The following is a 17,049-nucleotide window of genomic DNA, read 5'->3' on the forward strand; positions in this document are numbered from 1 at the left end:
ATGCGGATGACCGCGATGGCGATGCTGACGGCGGCGCTGGTCGGCTGCTCGGCGCCCGCGGCGACGGAAGAGGGCGCGGCGATGCAGAAACCGATCATGGGGTGGGGCGATTTGCTGAACCGGCCGCAGCCGAAGCCCGACGCGAGCTTGTCCTATGGCACGGACGCGTTGCAGGTCGTCGATGTCTGGGTGCCGACGGGGGAGGGGCCGTTTCCGGCGGTGATCATGCTCCATGGCGGGTGCTGGCAGACCGCGGTCGCGGAGCGCGACATCATGAACTGGATCGCCGACGACCTGCGGTTGCACGGCGTCGGGGTGTGGAACATCGAATATCGCGGCGTTGATCGCGGCGGCGGCTATCCGGGGACCTATCAGGATGTCGGCGCGGCGGCGGATCTGTTCGCGCGCGCGGGGGCGAAATATCGGCTGAAGACCGACGCGCCGCGGATCGCGATCGGGCATAGCGCGGGCGGGCACCTGGCGCTGTGGCTGGCGCGGCGGCCGGGGTTGGCGGCGGACGATGCGCTGCGCGGGGCCGACCCGATCCGAATCGACGTCGCGATCAGCCAGGGCGGACTGCCCGACCTGCGCGCGGGCGCGGCGAGCCGCGGCCATGGGTGCGGGGCCGAGGCGCCGGCGGCGATGGCGCGGGGGGAGTATGTGCGGACCTCGCCGCCCGAAATGCCGGTGGGCGACGCGGTGGAGATGCAGTTCAACAACGACCGCGACCCGATCACCCCGCCCGCGACCGGGGCGGCCTATATCGCGGCGATGGCGAAGCGCGGGCGGACGGTGACGATGGCGGTGACCCCGGGCGAAGGGCATGTCGAACTGATCGCGCCCGACAGCGTCAGCTGGGGCAAGCAGCGCGCGGCGATCCTGCAGGCGCTGGGGATGGCGGCGCCATGACGACGCTGGACGAGGCGCGGGCGATGGACGCGGGCGATGCGCTGGCGCCGCTGCGCGCGCGCTTCGCGGCGCCCGAAGGGCTGATCTATCTCGACGGCAATTCGCTGGGCATGCTGCCGGCGGACAGCGTCGCGGCGAGCGCCGACATGGTGACGCGGCAATGGGGCGAGCGGCTGATCCGCAGCTGGAACGAGGGGTGGATCGACGCGCCGGCGCGGATCGGCGGGCTGATCGCGCCGCTGATCGGCGCCGCGACCGACGAGGTGATCGCGTGCGATTCGACGAGCGTGAACCTGTTCAAGCTGATCGTCGCGGGCCTGCGCGAAGCGGGGCGCCGCGATCCGAAACGGCGGGTGGTGGTGAGCGAGGCGGGCAATTTCCCGACCGACCTGCATATCGCGGCGGGCGCGGTCGGCTGCGTCGCGGGCGCCGAATTGCGCGTCGTGCCGCGCGACGGGGTGGCAGAGGCGCTGGGCGACGACACCGCGCTGCTGCTGCTCACCCACGTCCATTACAAGAGCGGCGCGCGCTTCGACATGGCGGCGTGGACCGCGCGGGCGCAGGCGGCGGGGGCGCTGATGTTGTGGGATCTCAGCCACAGCGCCGGGGCGGTGGCGGTCGACCTGAACGGCGCGGGTGCCGATCTGGCGGTCGGTTGCGGCTATAAATATCTGAACGGCGGGCCGGGGGCGCCGGCGTTCCTGTTCGTCACGGCGCGCTGGCAGGCGGAACTGGCCAATCCGCTGTCGGGATGGATGGGGCATGCCGCGCCCTTTGGTTTCGCCGACGGTTATGTGCCCGCCGACGGGATCGAGCGCTGGCTGACCGGAACGCCGCCGATGCTGGCGATGGGCGCGCTCGAGGCCGGGCTGCGGCTGTGGCAGGGCGCCGATCTGACGGCGGTCGAGGCGAAGTCGGCGGCGCTGTTCGATATTCTGCTCGCGGCGGGGACGCGGGCGGGGCTCGAATGCGTCACGCCGCGCGACCCCGCAGCGCGCGGCAGCCATATCAGTTTCCGCCATCCCGAGGCCCATGCCATCGTCCAGGCGCTGATCGCGCGCGATATAGTCGGCGATTTCCGTGCGCCCGACGTCGCGCGATTCGGGCTGACGCCGCTGACGCTGAGCCATGAGGCGGTGTGGCGCGCCGGCGAGGCGCTGGTCGATGTCATCGCGACGGGCGCGTGGGACCGGGCGGAATATCGGGCGCGGGCGGCGGTGACGTGATGGAGGCTAGTCCCTCCCGCCGCCGCGGGTCGCAAGACGGCGGCGGGAGGGTGTAGCGGTGGCCGGTCGGGCGGTGCCCCCGTCCACATGACCCGTTTAGCCGGCGCGGAGGCACGGCGCGGTGACGCGCGTCACAGGTCCGGACATTGTCCGAAAAAATCGCGCACACGACAAAGGGCGCCGGAATCGATCCGGCGCCCTTCACCCTGCCCTTTAGGGGAGGCAGCCCTGTTATTTCTTTTCGGGCGTCGCGCCGGGCACTTCCGACGGGGCGATTTCGCCGTTGTCGTCCATGGCGTTCGCCTTTTCTTCGCCCGCCGCTTCGACCGCGTCGGCCTTGGCTTCGGTCGCTTCCTTCGCGGCGCCTTCGGGCATCGCGTCGGCTTGGGCGTCGATCGCGTCGGCCTTGGCTTCGGCCTGGTCTTCGACCTTGTCGGCGGCCGGGCTCTGGCAGGCGCCGAGCGCGAGGGCCGAGGTGGCGGCGAGGGTAATGAGGATCTTACGCATAGTCGGTGACTCCCGTGGTTGACTTGGGGGCTTAACGCCGGGTGAACGAGAGGGTTGCAAAGAAAATGTCAAATAGCGGGAATCGCATGGATTTCCGTCGCAATTTGAGGAAGGGCTCCGCCAGCATGGGACGAACCAGGCGTGGGGTTGGCGATACGGATCGTCCCGGCGCCGGCCAAAAGGCGCGATGGTGCGATCTCACCTTCAGGTGGACGGAGCGCCGCGCGCGCAACCCGGCGACGAGGCCTGCGTAGTGTCGGCAACCCCGTCTTCTGAACCCGCTCGTCTCACGGCGATTCAGGAGACGGGGCCACCGTGCGGCGTCGGCGGCGTCTGTCGTTTCCCCGATACCGCGCGTTGTGGGGGCTTTATCCACACCGGTCGCGCGACGTCCCGGATCACATGCGTCGATCTGCCCGCTCGTTCACTCCTTTGCCTCCGCGCGGGTCGCGCGGACCAGATTGTCGCGGAGCCTGATCACCGATTGCTGCACGGCGCGGAAATCGTCGCCGAGGCCGGTGGCGGCGAACAGCGCGGCGGAGCCGGGGTCCCGGTCGACCAGCGTGCGGCCGGCGGCGGTGAGGCTGAGCCGGACCTGACGTTCGTCCTCTGGGTCGCGGCGGCGGCGGATATATCCCGCCGACTCGAGCTTCTTGAGCAGCGGCGTGAGCGTGTTCGATTCGAGAAATAATTTCTCGCCGAGCGCGCCGACGGTCTGCTCGTCGCCGTCGCCGAGTGCGACGAGCGCGATATATTGGGTGTAGGTCAGCCCCAGTTCGTCGAGGATCGGTTTATAGGCGCGGCCGAAGGCGAGGTTCGCCGAATAGACGGCGAAGCACAGGAAATCAGCAAGTCCCGCTGCTTTGGCGGGGAATTTTTCGGTGGCGGTCATGGCAGTCTCCACGGTGGGTGCGTGCGCCTATATAGATCGTATGCGATTAAATCGGAAGGGGGTTGACATCGGATATCGAGGCATCTATTTGCATCGTATCCGATCTAATCGGACACGATGCAAATAGATGCCTCTCTTCGAAAAGGAAACCACCATGACCGATAAAATCCTGTTCAGCGGATCCACCCACACCGTCGGCGGCGCCGAAGGCTATGCACGCAGCGCCGATGGCAGCTTCGAGATCGAGCTGCCCGAACCGCACCCGGCGGCCGAGAATCTGTTCGCCGCCGCCTGGTCGGCGTGCTTCCTCGGCGCGGTCGGACTGGTCGCCGGCCAGCGCAAGATCGCGTTGCCCGAAACCCCCTCGGTCGATGCGACGATCGACCTGCTCCACCGTGGTGGCGGTTTTGAACTGCGCGCGCGGCTGGACGTCGCCGTTCCCGGGATCGACCGCGAAGTGGCGCGCGAACTGATCGAAGCCGCGCACAAGGTCTGCCCCTATTCGAAGGCGATCGCGGGCAATATCGAGGTCGAGCTCAACCTCGCCTGAGATCATCCGCCCGTCATCGACGGACAAAAAAAGGGCGCCCCGCGGGCGCCCTTTTCCCTTTTTTTTGCTCGCGCGATCAGAAGCGCTGCTGGCGCTCATAGAGGTCGCGATAGTGCTGGATTCGCGTGACGCGCAGGCCCGGCATGCCGCTGCGATCGATCGAGCGCTGCCAGCTCGCGAATTCCTCGAGCGTCAGCGAATAGCGTTCGCACACCTCGTCGACGGTCAGCAGGCCGCCGTTAACGGCCGCGACGACCTCGGCCTTGCGACGCACGACCCAGCGAGTCGTGTTCGGCGGCGGCAGCGAATCGATCGTCAGGGGCTCCCCGAGGGGGCCAATGACTTGAGCCGGACGGATTTTCTGATTTTCGATCATTGTCATTCCATTTTTTCGCCGTCGGACAGGGGGGCATCCGACGCGAGCATGTCTACTGTGGAGGAGTTCAACATCGGCTGAAATCCTCTGGTAAACAGGCTGTTCACAGTTTCCGGCAGAACGGTCACTTCTTCCGACAGGTCGAAAAAGCGTGCCGGCCGCGGCCCGAACGCCCATGATCCCGCCATCGTTCCACACAGCATCGCCCGCCGCGCCGACGAGAGGTCGGCGCGACCGTCGCGTGCCGTCCGCTCATGCAGCAGACCGGTGGTCGGCAGCATCGCCTGACGCGCGGCGGAGACGGCCAGGATGATATCGAAGCCGGGCTTCGACAGGCTGGCCGCACCGGCAAGGCGCGGAAGGTCGGACGGGGCGAGGTTCATGAGGCCGGTCTACCTCCGACCGCCTAAGGTCCCGTAAATGCCCGTTTCATCCCTCGTTAGCGAAGCTTAACCCGCGTCAATATCTTGACAGGTGGCGCGGAAAAGCTGGTATTTTCGGCGCATCGTCCCTAGATGGCGGCGATCATGGCCACGCTGATTTCTTCCCCCGCCGGGCTCGCCCGGGCCGACTTCCAGCTCGCCGAGCCGCTGAAGGATCGGCGAATCGTCGTCGCGATGTCGGGCGGAGTCGATTCGAGCGTCGTCGCGGCGCTCGCAGCGCGATCGGGCGCCGAGGTGATCGGGGTGACGCTGCAACTCTATGACTATGGCGCCAAGGCGAAGCGCGTCGGAGCGTGCTGCGCGGGGCAGGATATTCGCGACGCGCGGGCGGTCGCCGACCGGCTGGGCTTCGCGCATCATGTCTATGACCATGAAAGCCGCTTTCGCGATACGGTGATCGACCAGTTCGCCGATGAATATCTGGCGGGGCGGACGCCGATCCCGTGCGTGCGGTGCAACATGGGGGTGAAGTTCACCGACCTGTTCGCGCTGGCGAAGGAATTGGGCGCCGACTGCCTCGCGACCGGCCATTATGTGCGGCGGGTGATGGGTCCCGCGGGTGCCGAATTGCACCGCGCGGTCGATCCGGCGCGCGACCAGAGCTATTTCCTGTTCGCGACGACGCAGGACCAGCTCGACTTTTTGCGCTTTCCGCTCGGCGGACTCGAGAAGAGCGTCGTGCGCGAGATCGCGCGCGAGCTGGGCCTCGGCGTCGCGGGCAAGCCCGACAGCCAGGACATCTGCTTCGTCCCCGACGGCGACTATGCGACGCTGGTCCGCAAGCTGCGCCCCGAGGCCGACGACCAGGGCGAGATCGTCCATGTCGACGGCACCGTGCTGGGCGCGCACAAGGGCCTCATTCATTATACGGTCGGGCAGCGGCGCGGGATCGAGATCGGTGGGCAGGCCGAGCCGCTGTATGTCGTGCGCCTCGATGCGCCGGCTAAGCAGGTCGTGGTCGGGCCGCGGCGCGCGCTGGCGGTGGCGGGCGCGCGGCTGGGCGAGGCGAACTGGCTCGGCGATGTCGACGGGCGCGATGTGCTGGCGAAGGTGCGCAGCATGGCGCGGCCGGTGGCGGCGCGGGTCGAAGGCGAGCGGCTGATCTTCGCCGAACCCGAATATGGCGTCGCACCGGGACAGGCGGCGGTGCTTTACGATGCCGGAGACGCGTCGCGCGTGCTGGGCGGCGGCTGGATCGAAGCGACGTTCGCGGCGGAATAGATTGCACATTCGCTCCCGATGCCGCAGCTTGGCGGCCAAACAGGGAGAAGAAAATGGTCAACTGGGTCTTGCGCGGCGCCGTCCTGTTGTGGGCGGTGTTTTTTTTCATGATCGGCGCACGCGGGGTGATCGATCCGGCGAGCTATTCGGAAACCTTCGGCTTCACGATCAGCGGCGTCGCGATCAACACCTTGCGCGCCGACCTGTCGTCCTTCTTCCTCGTGTCGGCGGGATCGGCGGCGCTCGGCGCGCTGATGCCGGGGTGGGTGCGGGCGTTGCTGGTGCCGGCGGCGCTATATGGCACCGCGCTCACCGGCAGGCTGATCGGGGTCGCGCTGGGCGATCCGACCAATTTCGGAATCGTGCAGGGGATGATCATCGAGGCGCTGTCGGTGCTGTTGATGGTCGGCAGCTGGTGGGTGTTGTCGCGCCCGGCGCCGGCGCCGGCCGATCCGCTCGGCTGAACCGGATTAACCATTTTTCATCGCCTTTCTGCGATGGTCCCCTTCTTGCCGTGGGCGGTAAAGGAGGGACCAGATGGAAACCCAACAGAACAAGCGTGGCGGCCCGGGACGCCGTGCCGAGGATCGGCGCCAGGCGCAGGACCCCGATTATCGCGGACCCGAACGTCGTTCGGGCGTCGATCGCCGGTCGGGTAGCGATCGCCGCATCGTCTTTTAGGCGGTTCCGATCGGGGGTGGCGTCCGGAAATTCGGGGGGCTAGGCTGGGCCAGTGAAAGGCCCCGTCATGACCCAAGCCCCGCTTCCGCGTCTCAGCGTCGATATCGTGTCAGACGTGATGTGCCCCTGGTGCATCATCGGCTGGCTGAAGTTCGAGACTGTGATGGCGCATTTCGCCGGGCGGCTGGAATTTCGGGTGCAATGGCATCCCTTCGAGCTCAACCCCGACATGCCGCCCGAGGGCGAGGATGCCGCCGCCCATGTGATGCGCAAATATGGCGTCAGCGCCGAACAGAGCCGCGCCAACAGCGGCAAGATGGCGGGGGTCGCGGCCGACCTCGGTTTCGCCTTCAACCGCGGGCCGGGTTTCCGGATGCGCAACAGTTTCGACGCCCACCGGTTGCTGACCTGGGCGGGGTCGCGCGAGGACCCCGAGCAGTCCGAGCCGACGGGGGTGCAGACCGCGCTCAAGCTCGCGCTGTTCAAGGCGCATTTCACCGACAACCGCGATGTGAGCGATCATGCGGTGCTTGCCGATGTTGCGGCGTCGGTCGGGCTCGATCGCGCGCGCGCCGCAGCGATCCTCGGCGGCGACGAGTTCGGCGAGATGGTGCGCACCGAAGAGGCCTATTGGGCCGACCAGAATATCACCGGCGTGCCCGCCTTCATCCTCGGCGGACGGATGCTGGTGCCCGGCGCGCAGGACCCCGAGGTCTTTATCCGGGTGATCGAGCGCAAAGTGCTGGCCGACGCGGCCTGAGGAACGGAGGGCGCGCGCGGTGCGTTGATCGGTCATCCCCATCAAGGAGCCGGCCATGATCGACGAACCCCGCGAAGACCAAGCCCCCGAAGTGGTCAACCGCGAGCAGGAGGATGAGGAAGCGCAGGCGCAGACCGTCGCCGAGGCGGCGCGCCGCGCGCGGCCGCTGGGCGACAGCGTCAAGGCGAAGGGGCCGGGCGACAGCGACGACATGCAGGATCTGGTCGACCATATGCGCCAGATGGAACGCTCGGGCCGCATCGACATGGGCGCCTATCGCGGCGAACGCAGCGACGACGACGAGGATGGCGAGCTCGGCGAAGGCGGCATCGAGGACGATGAGCCGCGCGGCGCGCCCTGACGCCTGTTTTCGTCCCATCCGGCACCGCTGCGGCGCAATCTGACGGCGGTCGCCGCCATAGCGGAGCGGGCCTGTCGGGATTTTGGTAAGCGGGTGATGGCAGGGTCGCGGCATGGCCGGACCCGACTTTCTTTCGACCCATCGCCGCCAGCGGCGGTATCGCAAACCCATCCGCCCGACACGCGGGGTCGGCGCGATCCGGTGGATCACGCCGGTCATGGCGCTGGGCTTTCTGGGAACGCTGGCGGCGCTGCAATTCTCGCCCGCTCTCGCCGATGGCGCCAAGGCCGACGGCCTTGCAGTTCGGGCAGCGCCGGTGATGCCGGGCGGCCGCCATGCCGCGCGGTTCGGTTTCTGTCATAGCGGGGGCGGGCGCGACTGTGTCGTCGACGGCGACACCTTCTGGTTCGCGGGCGAGAAATATCGTATCGCCGACATCGATACGCCCGAAACGCATCCGGCGCGCTGCGCGGAAGAGGCGGCACTGGGCAAGGCGGCGACCCGGCGGCTGCAGGCGTGGCTGAACGCCGGGTCCTTCAGCCTCGAAAGTGCCGGGCGCGACGGTGATCGTTACGGGCGCAAGCTACGCATCGTGACGCGCGGCGGCGCGAGTGTCGGCGATGTGCTTGTCGGCGAGGGGCTGGCGAGGCGGTGGGAAGGGGCGCGGCGGCCGTGGTGCTGACGGTTCAGTCTTCGGGCGCCGGCGGCAGTTCTCCGCGCAGCGGCGGGTTCGGACCCGCGAGCTGGCGATCGATATCGAGCGCCATCAGTTGCGCGACCGGATCGTCGCCCAGCGCCCCCCAAAAAGCGCGGCGTTCGATCAGCGCCGCGTCGCGCTCGGCCTCGGGCAGCGCCTGGACCTTGAGATAGAAGCGCACGAGCCGCAGCCAGGGCGCATCGTCGATGAGTACGTCCTCGGCCCAGCGGCTGAACGGGCCGCCGGCTTCGCGCCAATGGCCGTCCTCTTTGGTGAGGAAGAAAAGCACGCGCGATCCGCTGGGGAAGGCGTAGCGGGTGCACGATCCGGTGTAGCTTTGCGGATGCGCCTCGTTCAGCTCATAGGGGTTGCTGAGCATCGCTTCGGCATCGGTCGCGATCATCGCCGACAGCGCCAGCGGCCCGTCGGGGATCGTCCCCTTGAGCACCGCGACGGGTTGCAGCAGGATTTGCTGGGTCGGCGGGCCGTCGGGTTCGAAATCGCCGGGACTCACCGTCGCCAGCAGGATCAGGTCGGCCTGTCCGACGAGTTCCATATTGGTCGGCACCCGGTAGCCGGGGGCGGGCGAGCAGGCGGCGGCGGGGGCGCGGCGAAGAGCGCGAGGGCGATGAAGAGGGCCGGGAAACGCATGCGCCGAGCTTAGCCGCTTCGCGCCCGAATGAAAGGCGAACGCGGCTTTGGGGCGGATCGTCGAAGCCGGTGGATCGAATGCCAGGATCGGGCGTATGATGCGCAGGACTCGCCCGGAACAGCCCCCGCGAGCGGCAAGGAGACTCCCCATGGCAGAGCATGACCATAGCGCGATCAAGGAAAATATGACTGTCGTCGGCGCCGACGGTGTCCATGTCGGCACCGTCGACCATCTTGACGGCGAGCGCATCAAGCTGACCAAGGCCGACAGCCCGCAGGCCGAAGACGGCGAGGGCGGCAAGCATCATTATCTGCCCGCCGGGCTCGTCGCGTCGGTCGAAGGCGACACGATCCGCCTGTCGGCGACCGCCGCCAATGCGGTCGACCTGTTCGAGGAGGCCGAATAAGCAAGAGCGGGTTGGCGGCGCGGACCGCGCGCCGCCACGGCATCGAAACCGGCCCATCCCGCCGACGCGCGGAGTGGGCCGTTTTCGTTGCTAGCCGACCGCGTGGACCACGAGCGCGACGACGCCGAGACCGTAGGCGAGCAGTTGGAGTCCGTAGAACAGGCGGAGTCCGGGGGCATAGCTGTTGGGGGTATCGACCTTGTCGCTGCCCAGTTGTCCGGCGATCGCGCCGAGCGCCATCAGCCCGCCCAGCACGCTGAACGCCAGCAGCATCAGCCCGATTCGGACCCAGAGGTCGGCGGGGCCGAAGTCGATGCCCGCTTTGGCGCCGTCGTCGAACAAGGCGATCGCGCCGCCGATCGACGCCGTCGCGAGAGCCAGCAATTGCTTCACCGTGTCGCTCGCCGCGCCGAAGGCGGCGCCGATGCGCTCGTCGAAGGCCATCAGCAGAAAGGCCAGATCGGGCAGAGGCGTGCGAGGGCCTCGCCGAGGGTGACTTCGCCGATGATGTCCGAGGCGAGCCGGTCGGGATCGTCGGCATAGGCCGCAGGGCGCGCGGCGATCATCGCATCGATCAGCGCGCGCGTGTTGGCGATGGCCAAGTCGAAGCCTTCGTCGTTCGCCGCGCCCGCCAGTTGCCGCGCGGCGTCACCGGAGCGTTGGCGAAAATAATGATCGGCGCCGTCGCCGAGGCGGAAACCGCGGCTTTGGGCATGGGCGACCGCGGCGGCGTACAGCCGCTCGCCCGCGTCTTCGCTGTCGGTTGCACCGTCCATCGTGTCGGCCTCCCCATCGTCGTCGCGCCGGCCTATCCTATCGCAACGGGGGCGGGCAGGCCAGCTTGCGGAAGCGGCACATCTTTTTGCTATTTTTCAACGAGTTTGCCCTAATTCGGCGCGCGTATGGCGAATTGGGCGAAACAGCGACGACCGCAGGGCGCAGCAATCGGGGCATGGCGGGTCGCCGCCGGGCTGCTGTTGTTTGCGGCCGGCTATGCCGTTGCCAACCGGTACCAGCTCACCCACGACGTCGTCTATCGGCTCGCGGCGGGCGACCCGCGCAATGCCGTCGGCGCCTTTGCAGTCCTCGCGGCGCAGGCGACCGGTTTGCTCGCGGCGCTGGCCTGGCTGCCGCGGCGCTGGGCGATGCTGCTGCTCGGTCTCGCCGGGGTCTCGATCCTCGTCAACCATGGCTATAGCGGGCTGGTCAGCGAATTGATGGGCGCGGGCACGCTCGCGTGGATGGCGGCCGAGGCGCGGCAGGCGGGCAATGCCGCGGGTGCATTCGGCGGGGCGTTCATGCTGGCGGCCGTGCAGGCGGCGGCGGCGGTCGCCTTGTTCGCGGGCGCGCGGTCCATGCTGCTGCGATCCGGACGGCTGCCCGCCGGCCGGATCTTCGCCTGGGCCGGCGCCGCCTTGTTCCTGTTGCCCGGATTGCTGATCCGCCCGCTCGACCGCTGGCCCGAAGGCGCCGAGCGCAATCTGTACGGGCTGGCATGGGAGCTCGCGAGCGCGGCGCCGCCGCCGGTGCGCGAAGCGGTGACGCTGGTGCCCGATACCGGCGATGCGCCGCGGCACATCGTCTGGTTGATCGACGAAAGCGTCGCGGCGGCACCCTTCGCGCGGTTGATCGCTCCGTCGCTACACGGTGTGGCGCATCGGGACTTCGGGGTGGCGGCGGCGCTGGGGCATTGCAGCGCGCCGGCGCAGGTCGCGTTGCGGTCGGGGGTCGACGTGCGGCATGTCGGAAAGGACAGCGACCTGCGGGCGACGCCGTCGATCTGGGGCTATGCGAAGCGCGCCGGGTATCGCACGATCCTGATCGACGGGCAGACCGCGGGGGCGCCGCAGAATTTGCTGCTGCCGCCCGAGCGCGCGCTGATCGACGATTTCCGGTCGATGGCGGGGGGCATGGACACCGACCTGCGGATCGCCCGGACGCTGAACGTGCAGATGAAATCGCCGGGGAAAAGCTTTGCCTTTGTGGTGCTGCGCGGTGTCCATTTCCAGTATCGCGACCATTATCCCGCAGGCACGATCCCCGCCGACGCGCCGGTCGCGCGTCAATATGACACGGCGCTGGCCTGGTCGAAACGGGGTTTCTTCGATACGCTGCTCGCCGGGGTCGACCGCGAGGCGGTGGCGATCGTCTATACGTCGGACCATGGCCAGAACCTGGCCCCCGGGGCCTTGCCGCATTGCAGCCGGGCGCCGGTCGCCGACGAGTTTCGCGTGCCGCTATTGGCCTTCGTGCCCGACCGGCTGGCGGCGGACTATGCCGCGGCGCCCGGGGGCGGGCGGTCGGCGAGCCAGATCTTTCCGGCGACCCTGGGGTGGATGGGATATGATCGCGCGGCGGTGGCGGCGCGCTACGACCACGACCTCGACGCACCGACGGCGCGCTATGTGTGGTTCGGGCGCAGCGTGATCCCGGTACGCGAAGGCGGCGAGATCGCGGTCAGCGCGGGCCGCGCCTTTCCGGGGACGGCCGCGGATGTGCCGCCGGTCGATTGAACAATATTGATTTGGCTTTCTAACCTTTTTCGCTCATTCTTCCGATCGGTGAAAAAATACTGAGTCGCGACGCCATAGATTTTTGGGGGAGCGTTGCCATGACTATATTTACCGATAAACTTGCTCAGATTTGTCTCGCAGAATATGCCCGTTGGGACAACGGTGCGGGACGCGAAACCCAGGGTACAGATGATCCGGGAATCGCGAAGGACTATTATCTATTCGTCGAAGAGTATTGGAAGAGCATCAACATCAACAATCTGACGGGCCGGACGGTCCAAGGCGGCATCCGGCCGGCCTGGTCGTCGGCCTTTGTTTCTTTCTGCATCCGCAAGGCGGGGGCGGGCACGAAGTTCAAATATAGCCAGGCCCATTGCCACTATATCGACGCCGCGATGAAGGCGAGCGCGGGGGCCAACGCCGGTTATGGATATCGAGCGATGAAACCCGCGGCCTATACGCCGAAGGTCGGCGACATCATCTGTGGCGGCCGGGAATATGCCAAAACCTATGATTACGACCAAGCCAAGATGATCTATCAGGCCGACAGCTTCTATCCGTCGCACGGAGATATCGTCATCGAGGTGACGACGACCCATGCCATTACCATCGGCGGTAACATCATCCACAATGTGGACCGCAAGAAGCTATCGCTCGATGGCAATGGACGACTGCTTCCGCGCAAGGACGGGAGCAAAAGCTATCCGTGGATAGCGGTGCTCGCCTGCGAAATCTGACTCAGGCGACGACCCAAGCCTCGGTAACATCGCGAAAGCCAAAAGGGAGCCGGGTGCGCACCCGGCTCCCGATGCGTGGCGACGTCCCGGCATGCGAGGGGTCGCCGTCGCCGGTCAGTTGCCCTTGACCTCGGCACCCGCGACCGCGCGGGCCTTGATCTCGCCGGACGACAGCCTGGTCACAAGGCCGTTCGCGGTGCCGCTCGCGTCGTGGTAAATGTCGGACAGCGGGATATTGTAGAGCTTGCCGCCGCGCACGACGACCGCGGTGTCGCCCTCGACGCTCTGCACCGTGCCGATGCTGTTGCCGCGGCCATCGCGGATGTCGGCGCCCGCGCGCACCTGCTCGCGCGTCGCGACGCGGAGGTTGGTCCTGTCGACGGTGCGGTTCACGGTGCCGTCGACGCGATCGACGGTTGCCGACAGACGGTCGCTGACGGTGCCGAGCGTCGCGCCGGTATCGACGCCGACCTGGCCGCCGACCCCGACTTGCCCGCCGACGCCCGCGACCTGCGCGAGCACGGGAGCGGCGAACAGCGCCGTGCCGGCGGACAAGATGATGAGGACCTTACGCATGATATAACTCCCGAAATGGATTTGCCGTGCCGTCGAAACGGCGGTGCCGGCGGCGCGTTGCGCGCGCTGCGGGCGAATCGGACGGGGCGCCGCGAAGGCACGACGAAGGGTCTGGTGGGGGCCGCAATTGCCGGTGCGAGGGCCCGTCGTACCGGTTAATCACGCGTTCACTACACGCTTTTCCGCGCTTTTCGCGGGCGCCTCCACCCCTCGGTTCGTCGCACGAGGAAAACGCTTTACCGTTGCATTTTTTGCATCCATCACGACGTTGGTTTCAACAAGGGGGAATACCAGTGAAAGCGAAAATTTCTGTGGCGGTCGCAGCAGCCCTGTCCTTCGGACTCGGGGGTTGCGCCACGGTAGTGAACGGTACCAAGACCGATTATTCGACCGAGACGAACCCGGGCGGGGCGCTCGTCAAATTCACCAGCGGCGACAGCTGCACGACGCCGTGCAAGCTTGAGTTCAAGCGCAAGAATGACCAGCGCGCGGACATCACGCTGCCGGGTTATAAGCCGACCTATGTGCTGATCCAGTCGAAGCTCGGCGGTTCGGCGTTCGGCAACATCCTGCTCGGCGGCATCGTCGGCGGTGTGGTCGATGGCAGCAACGGGGCGAGCAACCGCCTCTATCCGCGCCCGCTGATCGTCAAGCTCGCGCCCGAGGGCTCGAACGAGGAAGCGGTGCTGCTCGACAAGGACGGCAAGGTCGTGATGACCGTCGCCGAACATAATGCCTCGGTTCGCGTCGACGTCGCCAAGACGATCGGTCCGAAGCTCGCCGGGCTCGAAGAATAAGCCAGCGACGCGCCGGCGATGCCGGCGCGCCTTTGCAACAGGATCGGCGGGGTGCGCGGTTTCGGCCGCCGCCCCGCCTTTCTTTTGCCCGTCGTGCGGGTCAGTGTCGCTTCGACGGGACCGTGACGAGCTTGCTCAGCGTTGCGAGGCGGCGGCGCGCGGCGCTCCAGTCGCGTTCGGGATGCGCCTCGATCTGGTGCAGCAGCACACGGATTTCCTTGCGGCGGTCGTCTTCGGTTACGGCCTGCATGGGCTGTCTCCTTCCGCCACCGGCATAGCAGGATTTCGCGGCGCGCGGCGACGGCTTGTCGCGCCGGTGAGGCGGTCAGTCGCTGTGGGGTACGATGACCGGGATCGGGGCTTCGGGGTCGATCGCGCCGCGGCAGTCGATCGCGCCATCGCCGCGGCCGATCGCCCAGAGTTCGCCCGCCTCGCGCAGCGTGGCGACATGGTTGCCGCGAAAGGTGACGAGCCAGGCGTTGCGGCTTGGTTCATAATGCGGATCGGGTTCGTAGACGGGCATCAGCAGGCCGTCGGTGCCGGTGTAGCGGGTGAGTTCCCAGCGGTCGCGTTCGACCGTCGCGACATAGAGCGCGCGTGTCTTGTCGCCGCCGTCGTCGAGGCGGCGCAGTGAGAGCAGGCGGAGCGGCACGCGGTCGGGCTGGCCCGCGTGGCTGCCGAGTTCGGCGGCGAGCGCGGCATTGTCCTCCCACGTCGCCGTGCCGAGCGCATCGGTGGTGACGCTGACGCCGAGCAGCGCGTTGGGGCGCGGGCTGGCGTTGGCGACGAGTCCGGCAAGCACGTCGGCGGCGATCGCGCAGGCGCGGTCGGTCCGGTGCGGCGGGGTCGCGACCACCGAGGTCGCGGCGGCGGGCGGCGGTGCGAGGAGGAGCAGCGCAGGGAGCAAGGCGGCGACGGTGCGGTGGCGGACGGTCATCGGTTGATCTCTCTCCGGCGAGCGCTGCGGTCGCCCGTATCCGGGGTGCGCCCGTCGCCGTCCCGCTGTCAAGCGCGCGCCGTTTACCGATCGATCAGCAATTTGTGCGAGGAGGAGGACGGGGCGTTTGGACCGGCAGGGGGATGGCGATGGCGGAATATAATGGCGACCTTTACGCCTTTTCGGACGTGCGTTTCGAACGGCGCGACCAGAAATCGATCCTGGTGGCGTATCTGCTGTGGTTCTTCCTCGGCGGGGTCGCGGCGCACCGTTTCTACCTCGGTTACAACAACAGCGGCATCGCGATGGTGCTGCTGCTCGCGGGCACGCTGGTCGTCGGTATCGCGGCCTTCCTGTCGCCGATCCTCTATATCGGGCTGATCCTCTGGTCGCTGTGGGTGTTCGCCGACGCGGTGATGATCCCGTTCATGGCGCGCTAGACGGCGCAGCCGGTGCGGGCGCCGCGGCGCCATGGTCGTAGCTGAGGCTTTCGGTCAGGCGGAAACGGCCCTCGGCGGGCATCCATTGCCAGACATGCATGTAGCGCGCGCCGCCGACCATGTCCCAGCGGTCGGCCTTTGCATTCCATTCGAAGAAGACATGGCTCGCTTCCTCGAGCGCGCCCCAGTCGCCCATGGCGCGGACGGTGCGCGATCCGGGGACGAGCAGGCGGCGGTTCCTGTACCCCGCGTTGGTGCCGCCGGGTTCCCGCGCGGCGCATTGCTTTTCGAGCCCCGCGACGAAGGCGGCGCGGTCGGGGATGGCGAGGCCGTCCTTGTCGTGGATCATCCGGTAACCGGGGGAGAGCAGGTCGGTCAGCGCCTGCGGCCGGCAGCCTTCGAACACCGCCTGGAACAGCTGCGCGTCTTCGCTGGCGATCTGCGCGGTGAGCGCCTCGCCGGTCGGCATTGGCTGGGGAGCGGGGGCGGCGAGCGCGGCGGCGAGAAGCAAGCTGAGGGACATGGCGGTTTTCCTGCTGTGTTGTTTTTATAATACAGTCCGGGCGATGGGATGCAAGCGATCGCTCAGTCGGCGGTATCGCGCAGGGTCGCGCCGCCATAGATGCGGTCGATCAGCGCGAAGAGCAGGGGGTCGTAGGCGCGCAGTTCGGCGCGGGTGTTGCGGTCGTTGTGGACGCCGTCGCCGCCCGGGGGGCCTTCGCGATTGACGTCGAAATAGGCCTGCACCCCTTCGGCCCAATATTCGTCGCGGCTGCTGCCCGCGTAAGTGTTCGCCCACAGCCGCGCCTTGCGGGCGTGGGTCCAGGCGGCGGTCAGGCCCTTCGCGAAAGCGGGGTCGGCGGCGAGCGCCATTTCGGCGACCGTATGCGCGAATTCATGGACGAAGACATTTTCGTCATTCTGGCCGTCGATCAAATTCGCCTCGGTCCCCGCGACGATCGGCAGCGTCGGCGTCGCGCCGAAGCCGCCCCAGAAGCGTTTGTCGAGCGAACGGTCGGGAAAGGCGGCGCGATATTCGGGGATGGCGCCGACGGTCTCACCGCGCGCGAGGATGACGACGCGGACGCGCTGCGAGCGCAGCCGCGCCGCGACCCCGGGGCGCGTCGCGAGCAGGGTGAGGACATTGGCGCGCGCCTTTTGCAGCGCGGCGTCGCCGACCGCGGCCGAGCCGAGGACGGGGATGCCGCCGGCGTCGAGATATTTGGCATAGGCACGCGGCGGCAGGTCGAATTCGGCGCGAATCGCCGCGGGGACAGGGGTGACGGTCTGCGCGGCGGCGGGGGCGGCGAGGAGGAACAGAAGGGCCGCGATGGCGCTTAAGGTCACAAGATTCCCCGGTGCGCGCAG

26 protein-coding genes are annotated in these 17,049 nt (G+C 67.8%); 14 read left to right on the forward strand and 12 right to left on the reverse strand.

The window, feature by feature from the left end:
* Both EEB18_RS14940 and EEB18_RS14945 read left to right on the forward strand, forming a co-directional pair.
* Positions 1–909, forward strand: coding sequence for an alpha/beta hydrolase family protein (locus EEB18_RS14940; RefSeq protein WP_262407943.1), 909 nt, complete (start codon positions 1–3; stop codon positions 907–909).
* On the forward strand, positions 906–2,135 hold the full coding sequence (locus EEB18_RS14945; protein WP_187142388.1) for a kynureninase: 1,230 nt from the start codon (positions 906–908) through the stop codon (positions 2,133–2,135). Before EEB18_RS14940 ends, EEB18_RS14945 begins: the two co-directional genes overlap by 4 nt.
* A gap of 231 nt (positions 2,136–2,366) precedes the next feature.
* On the opposite strand, the gene EEB18_RS14950 is transcribed toward EEB18_RS14945, so the two are convergent.
* Together EEB18_RS14950 and EEB18_RS14955 are read right to left on the reverse strand one after the other, a co-directional pair.
* A complete protein-coding gene (locus tag EEB18_RS14950; protein ID WP_056346123.1) occupies positions 2,367–2,642 on the reverse strand; it encodes a hypothetical protein in 276 nt (91 codons plus the stop codon).
* A gap of 424 nt (positions 2,643–3,066) precedes the next feature.
* Positions 3,067–3,534, reverse strand: coding sequence for a MarR family winged helix-turn-helix transcriptional regulator (locus tag EEB18_RS14955; RefSeq protein WP_187142389.1), 468 nt, complete (start codon positions 3,532–3,534; stop codon positions 3,067–3,069).
* 154 nt (positions 3,535–3,688) lie between these two features.
* Here EEB18_RS14955 and EEB18_RS14960 point away from each other — a divergent pair, with 154 nt between their 5' ends.
* Positions 3,689–4,084 (forward strand): Ohr family peroxiredoxin, encoded by a 396-nt coding sequence (locus EEB18_RS14960; RefSeq protein ID WP_187142390.1) that lies wholly within the window; start codon positions 3,689–3,691, stop codon positions 4,082–4,084.
* Between the two features lie 76 nt (positions 4,085–4,160).
* On the opposite strand, the gene EEB18_RS14965 is transcribed toward EEB18_RS14960, so the two are convergent.
* Together EEB18_RS14965 and EEB18_RS14970 are read right to left on the reverse strand one after the other, a co-directional pair.
* On the reverse strand, positions 4,161–4,460 hold the full coding sequence (locus EEB18_RS14965) for a DUF1153 domain-containing protein (protein ID WP_056346126.1): 300 nt from the start codon (positions 4,458–4,460) through the stop codon (positions 4,161–4,163).
* Positions 4,461–4,462: 2 nt separating this feature from the next.
* On the reverse strand, positions 4,463–4,843 hold the full coding sequence (locus EEB18_RS14970) for a hypothetical protein (RefSeq protein ID WP_187142391.1): 381 nt from the start codon (positions 4,841–4,843) through the stop codon (positions 4,463–4,465).
* 132 nt (positions 4,844–4,975) lie between these two features.
* Here EEB18_RS14970 and mnmA point away from each other — a divergent pair, with 132 nt between their 5' ends.
* The 6 genes from mnmA to EEB18_RS15000 all read left to right on the forward strand — a co-directional run bounded on the left by mnmA (position 4,976) and on the right by EEB18_RS15000 (position 8,608).
* On the forward strand, positions 4,976–6,124 hold the full coding sequence (mnmA, locus tag EEB18_RS14975) for a tRNA 2-thiouridine(34) synthase MnmA (RefSeq protein WP_262407944.1): 1,149 nt from the start codon (positions 4,976–4,978) through the stop codon (positions 6,122–6,124).
* Positions 6,125–6,177: 53 nt separating this feature from the next.
* Positions 6,178–6,588, forward strand: a complete 411-nt coding sequence (locus EEB18_RS14980) for a hypothetical protein (RefSeq protein ID WP_187142393.1) — start codon at positions 6,178–6,180, stop codon at positions 6,586–6,588.
* 73 nt (positions 6,589–6,661) lie between these two features.
* Positions 6,662–6,805, forward strand: a complete 144-nt coding sequence (locus EEB18_RS14985; protein ID WP_187142394.1) for a hypothetical protein — start codon at positions 6,662–6,664, stop codon at positions 6,803–6,805.
* A 67-nt stretch (positions 6,806–6,872) separates the two neighbouring features.
* On the forward strand, positions 6,873–7,565 hold the full coding sequence (locus EEB18_RS14990) for a DsbA family oxidoreductase (protein ID WP_187142395.1): 693 nt from the start codon (positions 6,873–6,875) through the stop codon (positions 7,563–7,565).
* Positions 7,566–7,620: 55 nt separating this feature from the next.
* A complete protein-coding gene (locus tag EEB18_RS14995) occupies positions 7,621–7,926 on the forward strand; it encodes a hypothetical protein (protein WP_187142396.1) in 306 nt (101 codons plus the stop codon).
* A gap of 112 nt (positions 7,927–8,038) precedes the next feature.
* Positions 8,039–8,608: a thermonuclease family protein gene (locus EEB18_RS15000; RefSeq protein ID WP_262407945.1), complete on the forward strand. Its 570-nt coding sequence runs from the start codon at positions 8,039–8,041 to the stop codon at positions 8,606–8,608.
* Positions 8,609–8,612: 4 nt separating this feature from the next.
* On the opposite strand, the gene EEB18_RS15005 is transcribed toward EEB18_RS15000, so the two are convergent.
* Positions 8,613–9,179, reverse strand: coding sequence for a hypothetical protein (locus tag EEB18_RS15005; RefSeq protein WP_187669011.1), 567 nt, complete (start codon positions 9,177–9,179; stop codon positions 8,613–8,615).
* A 244-nt stretch (positions 9,180–9,423) separates the two neighbouring features.
* On the opposite strand from EEB18_RS15005, the gene EEB18_RS15010 reads away from it, so the two are divergent.
* The gene (locus tag EEB18_RS15010; protein WP_187142424.1) at positions 9,424–9,681 is read left to right on the forward strand and encodes a DUF2171 domain-containing protein; all 258 of its coding nucleotides are present in this window, start codon (positions 9,424–9,426) and stop codon (positions 9,679–9,681) included.
* A 90-nt stretch (positions 9,682–9,771) separates the two neighbouring features.
* Here the strand turns inward: EEB18_RS15010 and EEB18_RS15015 are convergent, their stop codons facing one another.
* Positions 9,772–10,125, reverse strand: coding sequence for a hypothetical protein (locus EEB18_RS15015; protein ID WP_187142425.1), 354 nt, complete (start codon positions 10,123–10,125; stop codon positions 9,772–9,774).
* The gene (locus tag EEB18_RS15020; protein WP_187142426.1) at positions 10,125–10,457 is read right to left on the reverse strand and encodes a hypothetical protein; all 333 of its coding nucleotides are present in this window, start codon (positions 10,455–10,457) and stop codon (positions 10,125–10,127) included. The genes EEB18_RS15015 and EEB18_RS15020 overlap by 1 nt, the downstream gene beginning before the upstream one ends.
* A 126-nt stretch (positions 10,458–10,583) precedes the next feature.
* Here EEB18_RS15020 and EEB18_RS15025 point away from each other — a divergent pair, with 126 nt between their 5' ends.
* Both EEB18_RS15025 and EEB18_RS15030 read left to right on the forward strand, forming a co-directional pair.
* The gene (locus tag EEB18_RS15025; RefSeq protein WP_187142427.1) at positions 10,584–12,194 is read left to right on the forward strand and encodes a sulfatase-like hydrolase/transferase; all 1,611 of its coding nucleotides are present in this window, start codon (positions 10,584–10,586) and stop codon (positions 12,192–12,194) included.
* A gap of 98 nt (positions 12,195–12,292) precedes the next feature.
* Positions 12,293–12,931: a DUF2272 domain-containing protein gene (locus tag EEB18_RS15030; protein WP_187142428.1), complete on the forward strand. Its 639-nt coding sequence runs from the start codon at positions 12,293–12,295 to the stop codon at positions 12,929–12,931.
* Between the two features lie 114 nt (positions 12,932–13,045).
* Here EEB18_RS15030 and EEB18_RS15035 read toward each other — a convergent pair whose 3' ends face one another.
* Complete coding sequence (locus tag EEB18_RS15035; protein ID WP_187142429.1) at positions 13,046–13,507, reverse strand: hypothetical protein; 462 nt, start codon at positions 13,505–13,507, stop codon at positions 13,046–13,048.
* Between the two features lie 293 nt (positions 13,508–13,800).
* On the opposite strand from EEB18_RS15035, the gene EEB18_RS15040 reads away from it, so the two are divergent.
* Positions 13,801–14,304, forward strand: a complete 504-nt coding sequence (locus EEB18_RS15040) for a translation initiation factor 2 (RefSeq protein WP_156377628.1) — start codon at positions 13,801–13,803, stop codon at positions 14,302–14,304.
* Positions 14,305–14,404: 100 nt separating this feature from the next.
* Here the strand turns inward: EEB18_RS15040 and EEB18_RS15045 are convergent, their stop codons facing one another.
* Complete coding sequence (locus tag EEB18_RS15045; RefSeq protein ID WP_187142430.1) at positions 14,405–14,554, reverse strand: hypothetical protein; 150 nt, start codon at positions 14,552–14,554, stop codon at positions 14,405–14,407.
* Positions 14,555–14,629: 75 nt separating this feature from the next.
* Positions 14,630–15,241 carry a hypothetical protein gene (locus EEB18_RS15050; protein WP_187142431.1) on the reverse strand — a complete coding sequence of 204 codons (612 nt, stop codon included), beginning with the start codon at positions 15,239–15,241 and terminating at the stop codon, positions 14,630–14,632.
* Between the two features lie 149 nt (positions 15,242–15,390).
* Between EEB18_RS15050 and EEB18_RS15055 the strand changes: the two genes are divergently transcribed.
* Entirely contained in the window at positions 15,391–15,681 is a 291-nt protein-coding gene (locus EEB18_RS15055; protein ID WP_222943105.1) for a TM2 domain-containing protein, read from the forward strand.
* Here the strand turns inward: EEB18_RS15055 and EEB18_RS15060 are convergent.
* Together EEB18_RS15060 and EEB18_RS15065 are read right to left on the reverse strand one after the other, a co-directional pair.
* Positions 15,668–16,204, reverse strand: a complete 537-nt coding sequence (locus EEB18_RS15060; RefSeq protein WP_187142433.1) for a DUF4440 domain-containing protein — start codon at positions 16,202–16,204, stop codon at positions 15,668–15,670. The two genes, EEB18_RS15055 and EEB18_RS15060, sit on opposite strands and share 14 nt — an antisense overlap.
* Before the next feature lie 62 nt (positions 16,205–16,266).
* Positions 16,267–17,028 (reverse strand): hypothetical protein, encoded by a 762-nt coding sequence (locus EEB18_RS15065; RefSeq protein WP_187142434.1) that lies wholly within the window; start codon positions 17,026–17,028, stop codon positions 16,267–16,269.
* Positions 17,029–17,049: the final 21 nt, after the last annotated feature.

This window comes from Sphingopyxis sp. OPL5, assembly GCF_003797775.2.
Taxonomy (GTDB): domain Bacteria; phylum Pseudomonadota; class Alphaproteobacteria; order Sphingomonadales; family Sphingomonadaceae; genus Sphingopyxis.

Coding starts and splice junctions, on each gene's coding strand:
- EEB18_RS14945 (WP_187142388.1), top strand. CDS start 906: ATGACGACGCTGGACGAGGCGCGGGCGATGGACGCGGGCGATGCGCTG.
- EEB18_RS15050 (WP_187142431.1), bottom strand. CDS start 15,241: ATGACCGTCCGCCACCGCACCGTCGCCGCCTTGCTCCCTGCGCTGCTC.
- EEB18_RS15005 (WP_187669011.1), bottom strand. CDS start 9,179: ATGGAACTCGTCGGACAGGCCGACCTGATCCTGCTGGCGACGGTGAGT.
- EEB18_RS14940 (WP_262407943.1), top strand. CDS start 1: ATGCGGATGACCGCGATGGCGATGCTGACGGCGGCGCTGGTCGGCTGC.
- EEB18_RS15060 (WP_187142433.1), bottom strand. CDS start 16,204: ATGTCCCTCAGCTTGCTTCTCGCCGCCGCGCTCGCCGCCCCCGCTCCC.
- EEB18_RS14990 (WP_187142395.1), top strand. CDS start 6,873: ATGACCCAAGCCCCGCTTCCGCGTCTCAGCGTCGATATCGTGTCAGAC.
- EEB18_RS15015 (WP_187142425.1), bottom strand. CDS start 10,125: ATGGCCTTCGACGAGCGCATCGGCGCCGCCTTCGGCGCGGCGAGCGAC.
- EEB18_RS15000 (WP_262407945.1), top strand. CDS start 8,039: ATGGCCGGACCCGACTTTCTTTCGACCCATCGCCGCCAGCGGCGGTAT.
- EEB18_RS15035 (WP_187142429.1), bottom strand. CDS start 13,507: ATGCGTAAGGTCCTCATCATCTTGTCCGCCGGCACGGCGCTGTTCGCC.
- EEB18_RS14955 (WP_187142389.1), bottom strand. CDS start 3,534: ATGACCGCCACCGAAAAATTCCCCGCCAAAGCAGCGGGACTTGCTGAT.
- EEB18_RS14965 (WP_056346126.1), bottom strand. CDS start 4,460: ATGATCGAAAATCAGAAAATCCGTCCGGCTCAAGTCATTGGCCCCCTC.
- EEB18_RS15025 (WP_187142427.1), top strand. CDS start 10,584: ATGGCGAATTGGGCGAAACAGCGACGACCGCAGGGCGCAGCAATCGGG.
- EEB18_RS14985 (WP_187142394.1), top strand. CDS start 6,662: ATGGAAACCCAACAGAACAAGCGTGGCGGCCCGGGACGCCGTGCCGAG.
- EEB18_RS14995 (WP_187142396.1), top strand. CDS start 7,621: ATGATCGACGAACCCCGCGAAGACCAAGCCCCCGAAGTGGTCAACCGC.
- EEB18_RS14970 (WP_187142391.1), bottom strand. CDS start 4,843: ATGAACCTCGCCCCGTCCGACCTTCCGCGCCTTGCCGGTGCGGCCAGC.
- EEB18_RS15030 (WP_187142428.1), top strand. CDS start 12,293: ATGACTATATTTACCGATAAACTTGCTCAGATTTGTCTCGCAGAATAT.
- EEB18_RS15055 (WP_222943105.1), top strand. CDS start 15,391: ATGGCGGAATATAATGGCGACCTTTACGCCTTTTCGGACGTGCGTTTC.
- EEB18_RS14950 (WP_056346123.1), bottom strand. CDS start 2,642: ATGCGTAAGATCCTCATTACCCTCGCCGCCACCTCGGCCCTCGCGCTC.
- EEB18_RS15020 (WP_187142426.1), bottom strand. CDS start 10,457: ATGGACGGTGCAACCGACAGCGAAGACGCGGGCGAGCGGCTGTACGCC.
- EEB18_RS14960 (WP_187142390.1), top strand. CDS start 3,689: ATGACCGATAAAATCCTGTTCAGCGGATCCACCCACACCGTCGGCGGC.
- EEB18_RS15045 (WP_187142430.1), bottom strand. CDS start 14,554: ATGCAGGCCGTAACCGAAGACGACCGCCGCAAGGAAATCCGTGTGCTG.
- EEB18_RS15010 (WP_187142424.1), top strand. CDS start 9,424: ATGGCAGAGCATGACCATAGCGCGATCAAGGAAAATATGACTGTCGTC.
- EEB18_RS14980 (WP_187142393.1), top strand. CDS start 6,178: ATGGTCAACTGGGTCTTGCGCGGCGCCGTCCTGTTGTGGGCGGTGTTT.
- mnmA (WP_262407944.1), top strand. CDS start 4,976: ATGGCGGCGATCATGGCCACGCTGATTTCTTCCCCCGCCGGGCTCGCC.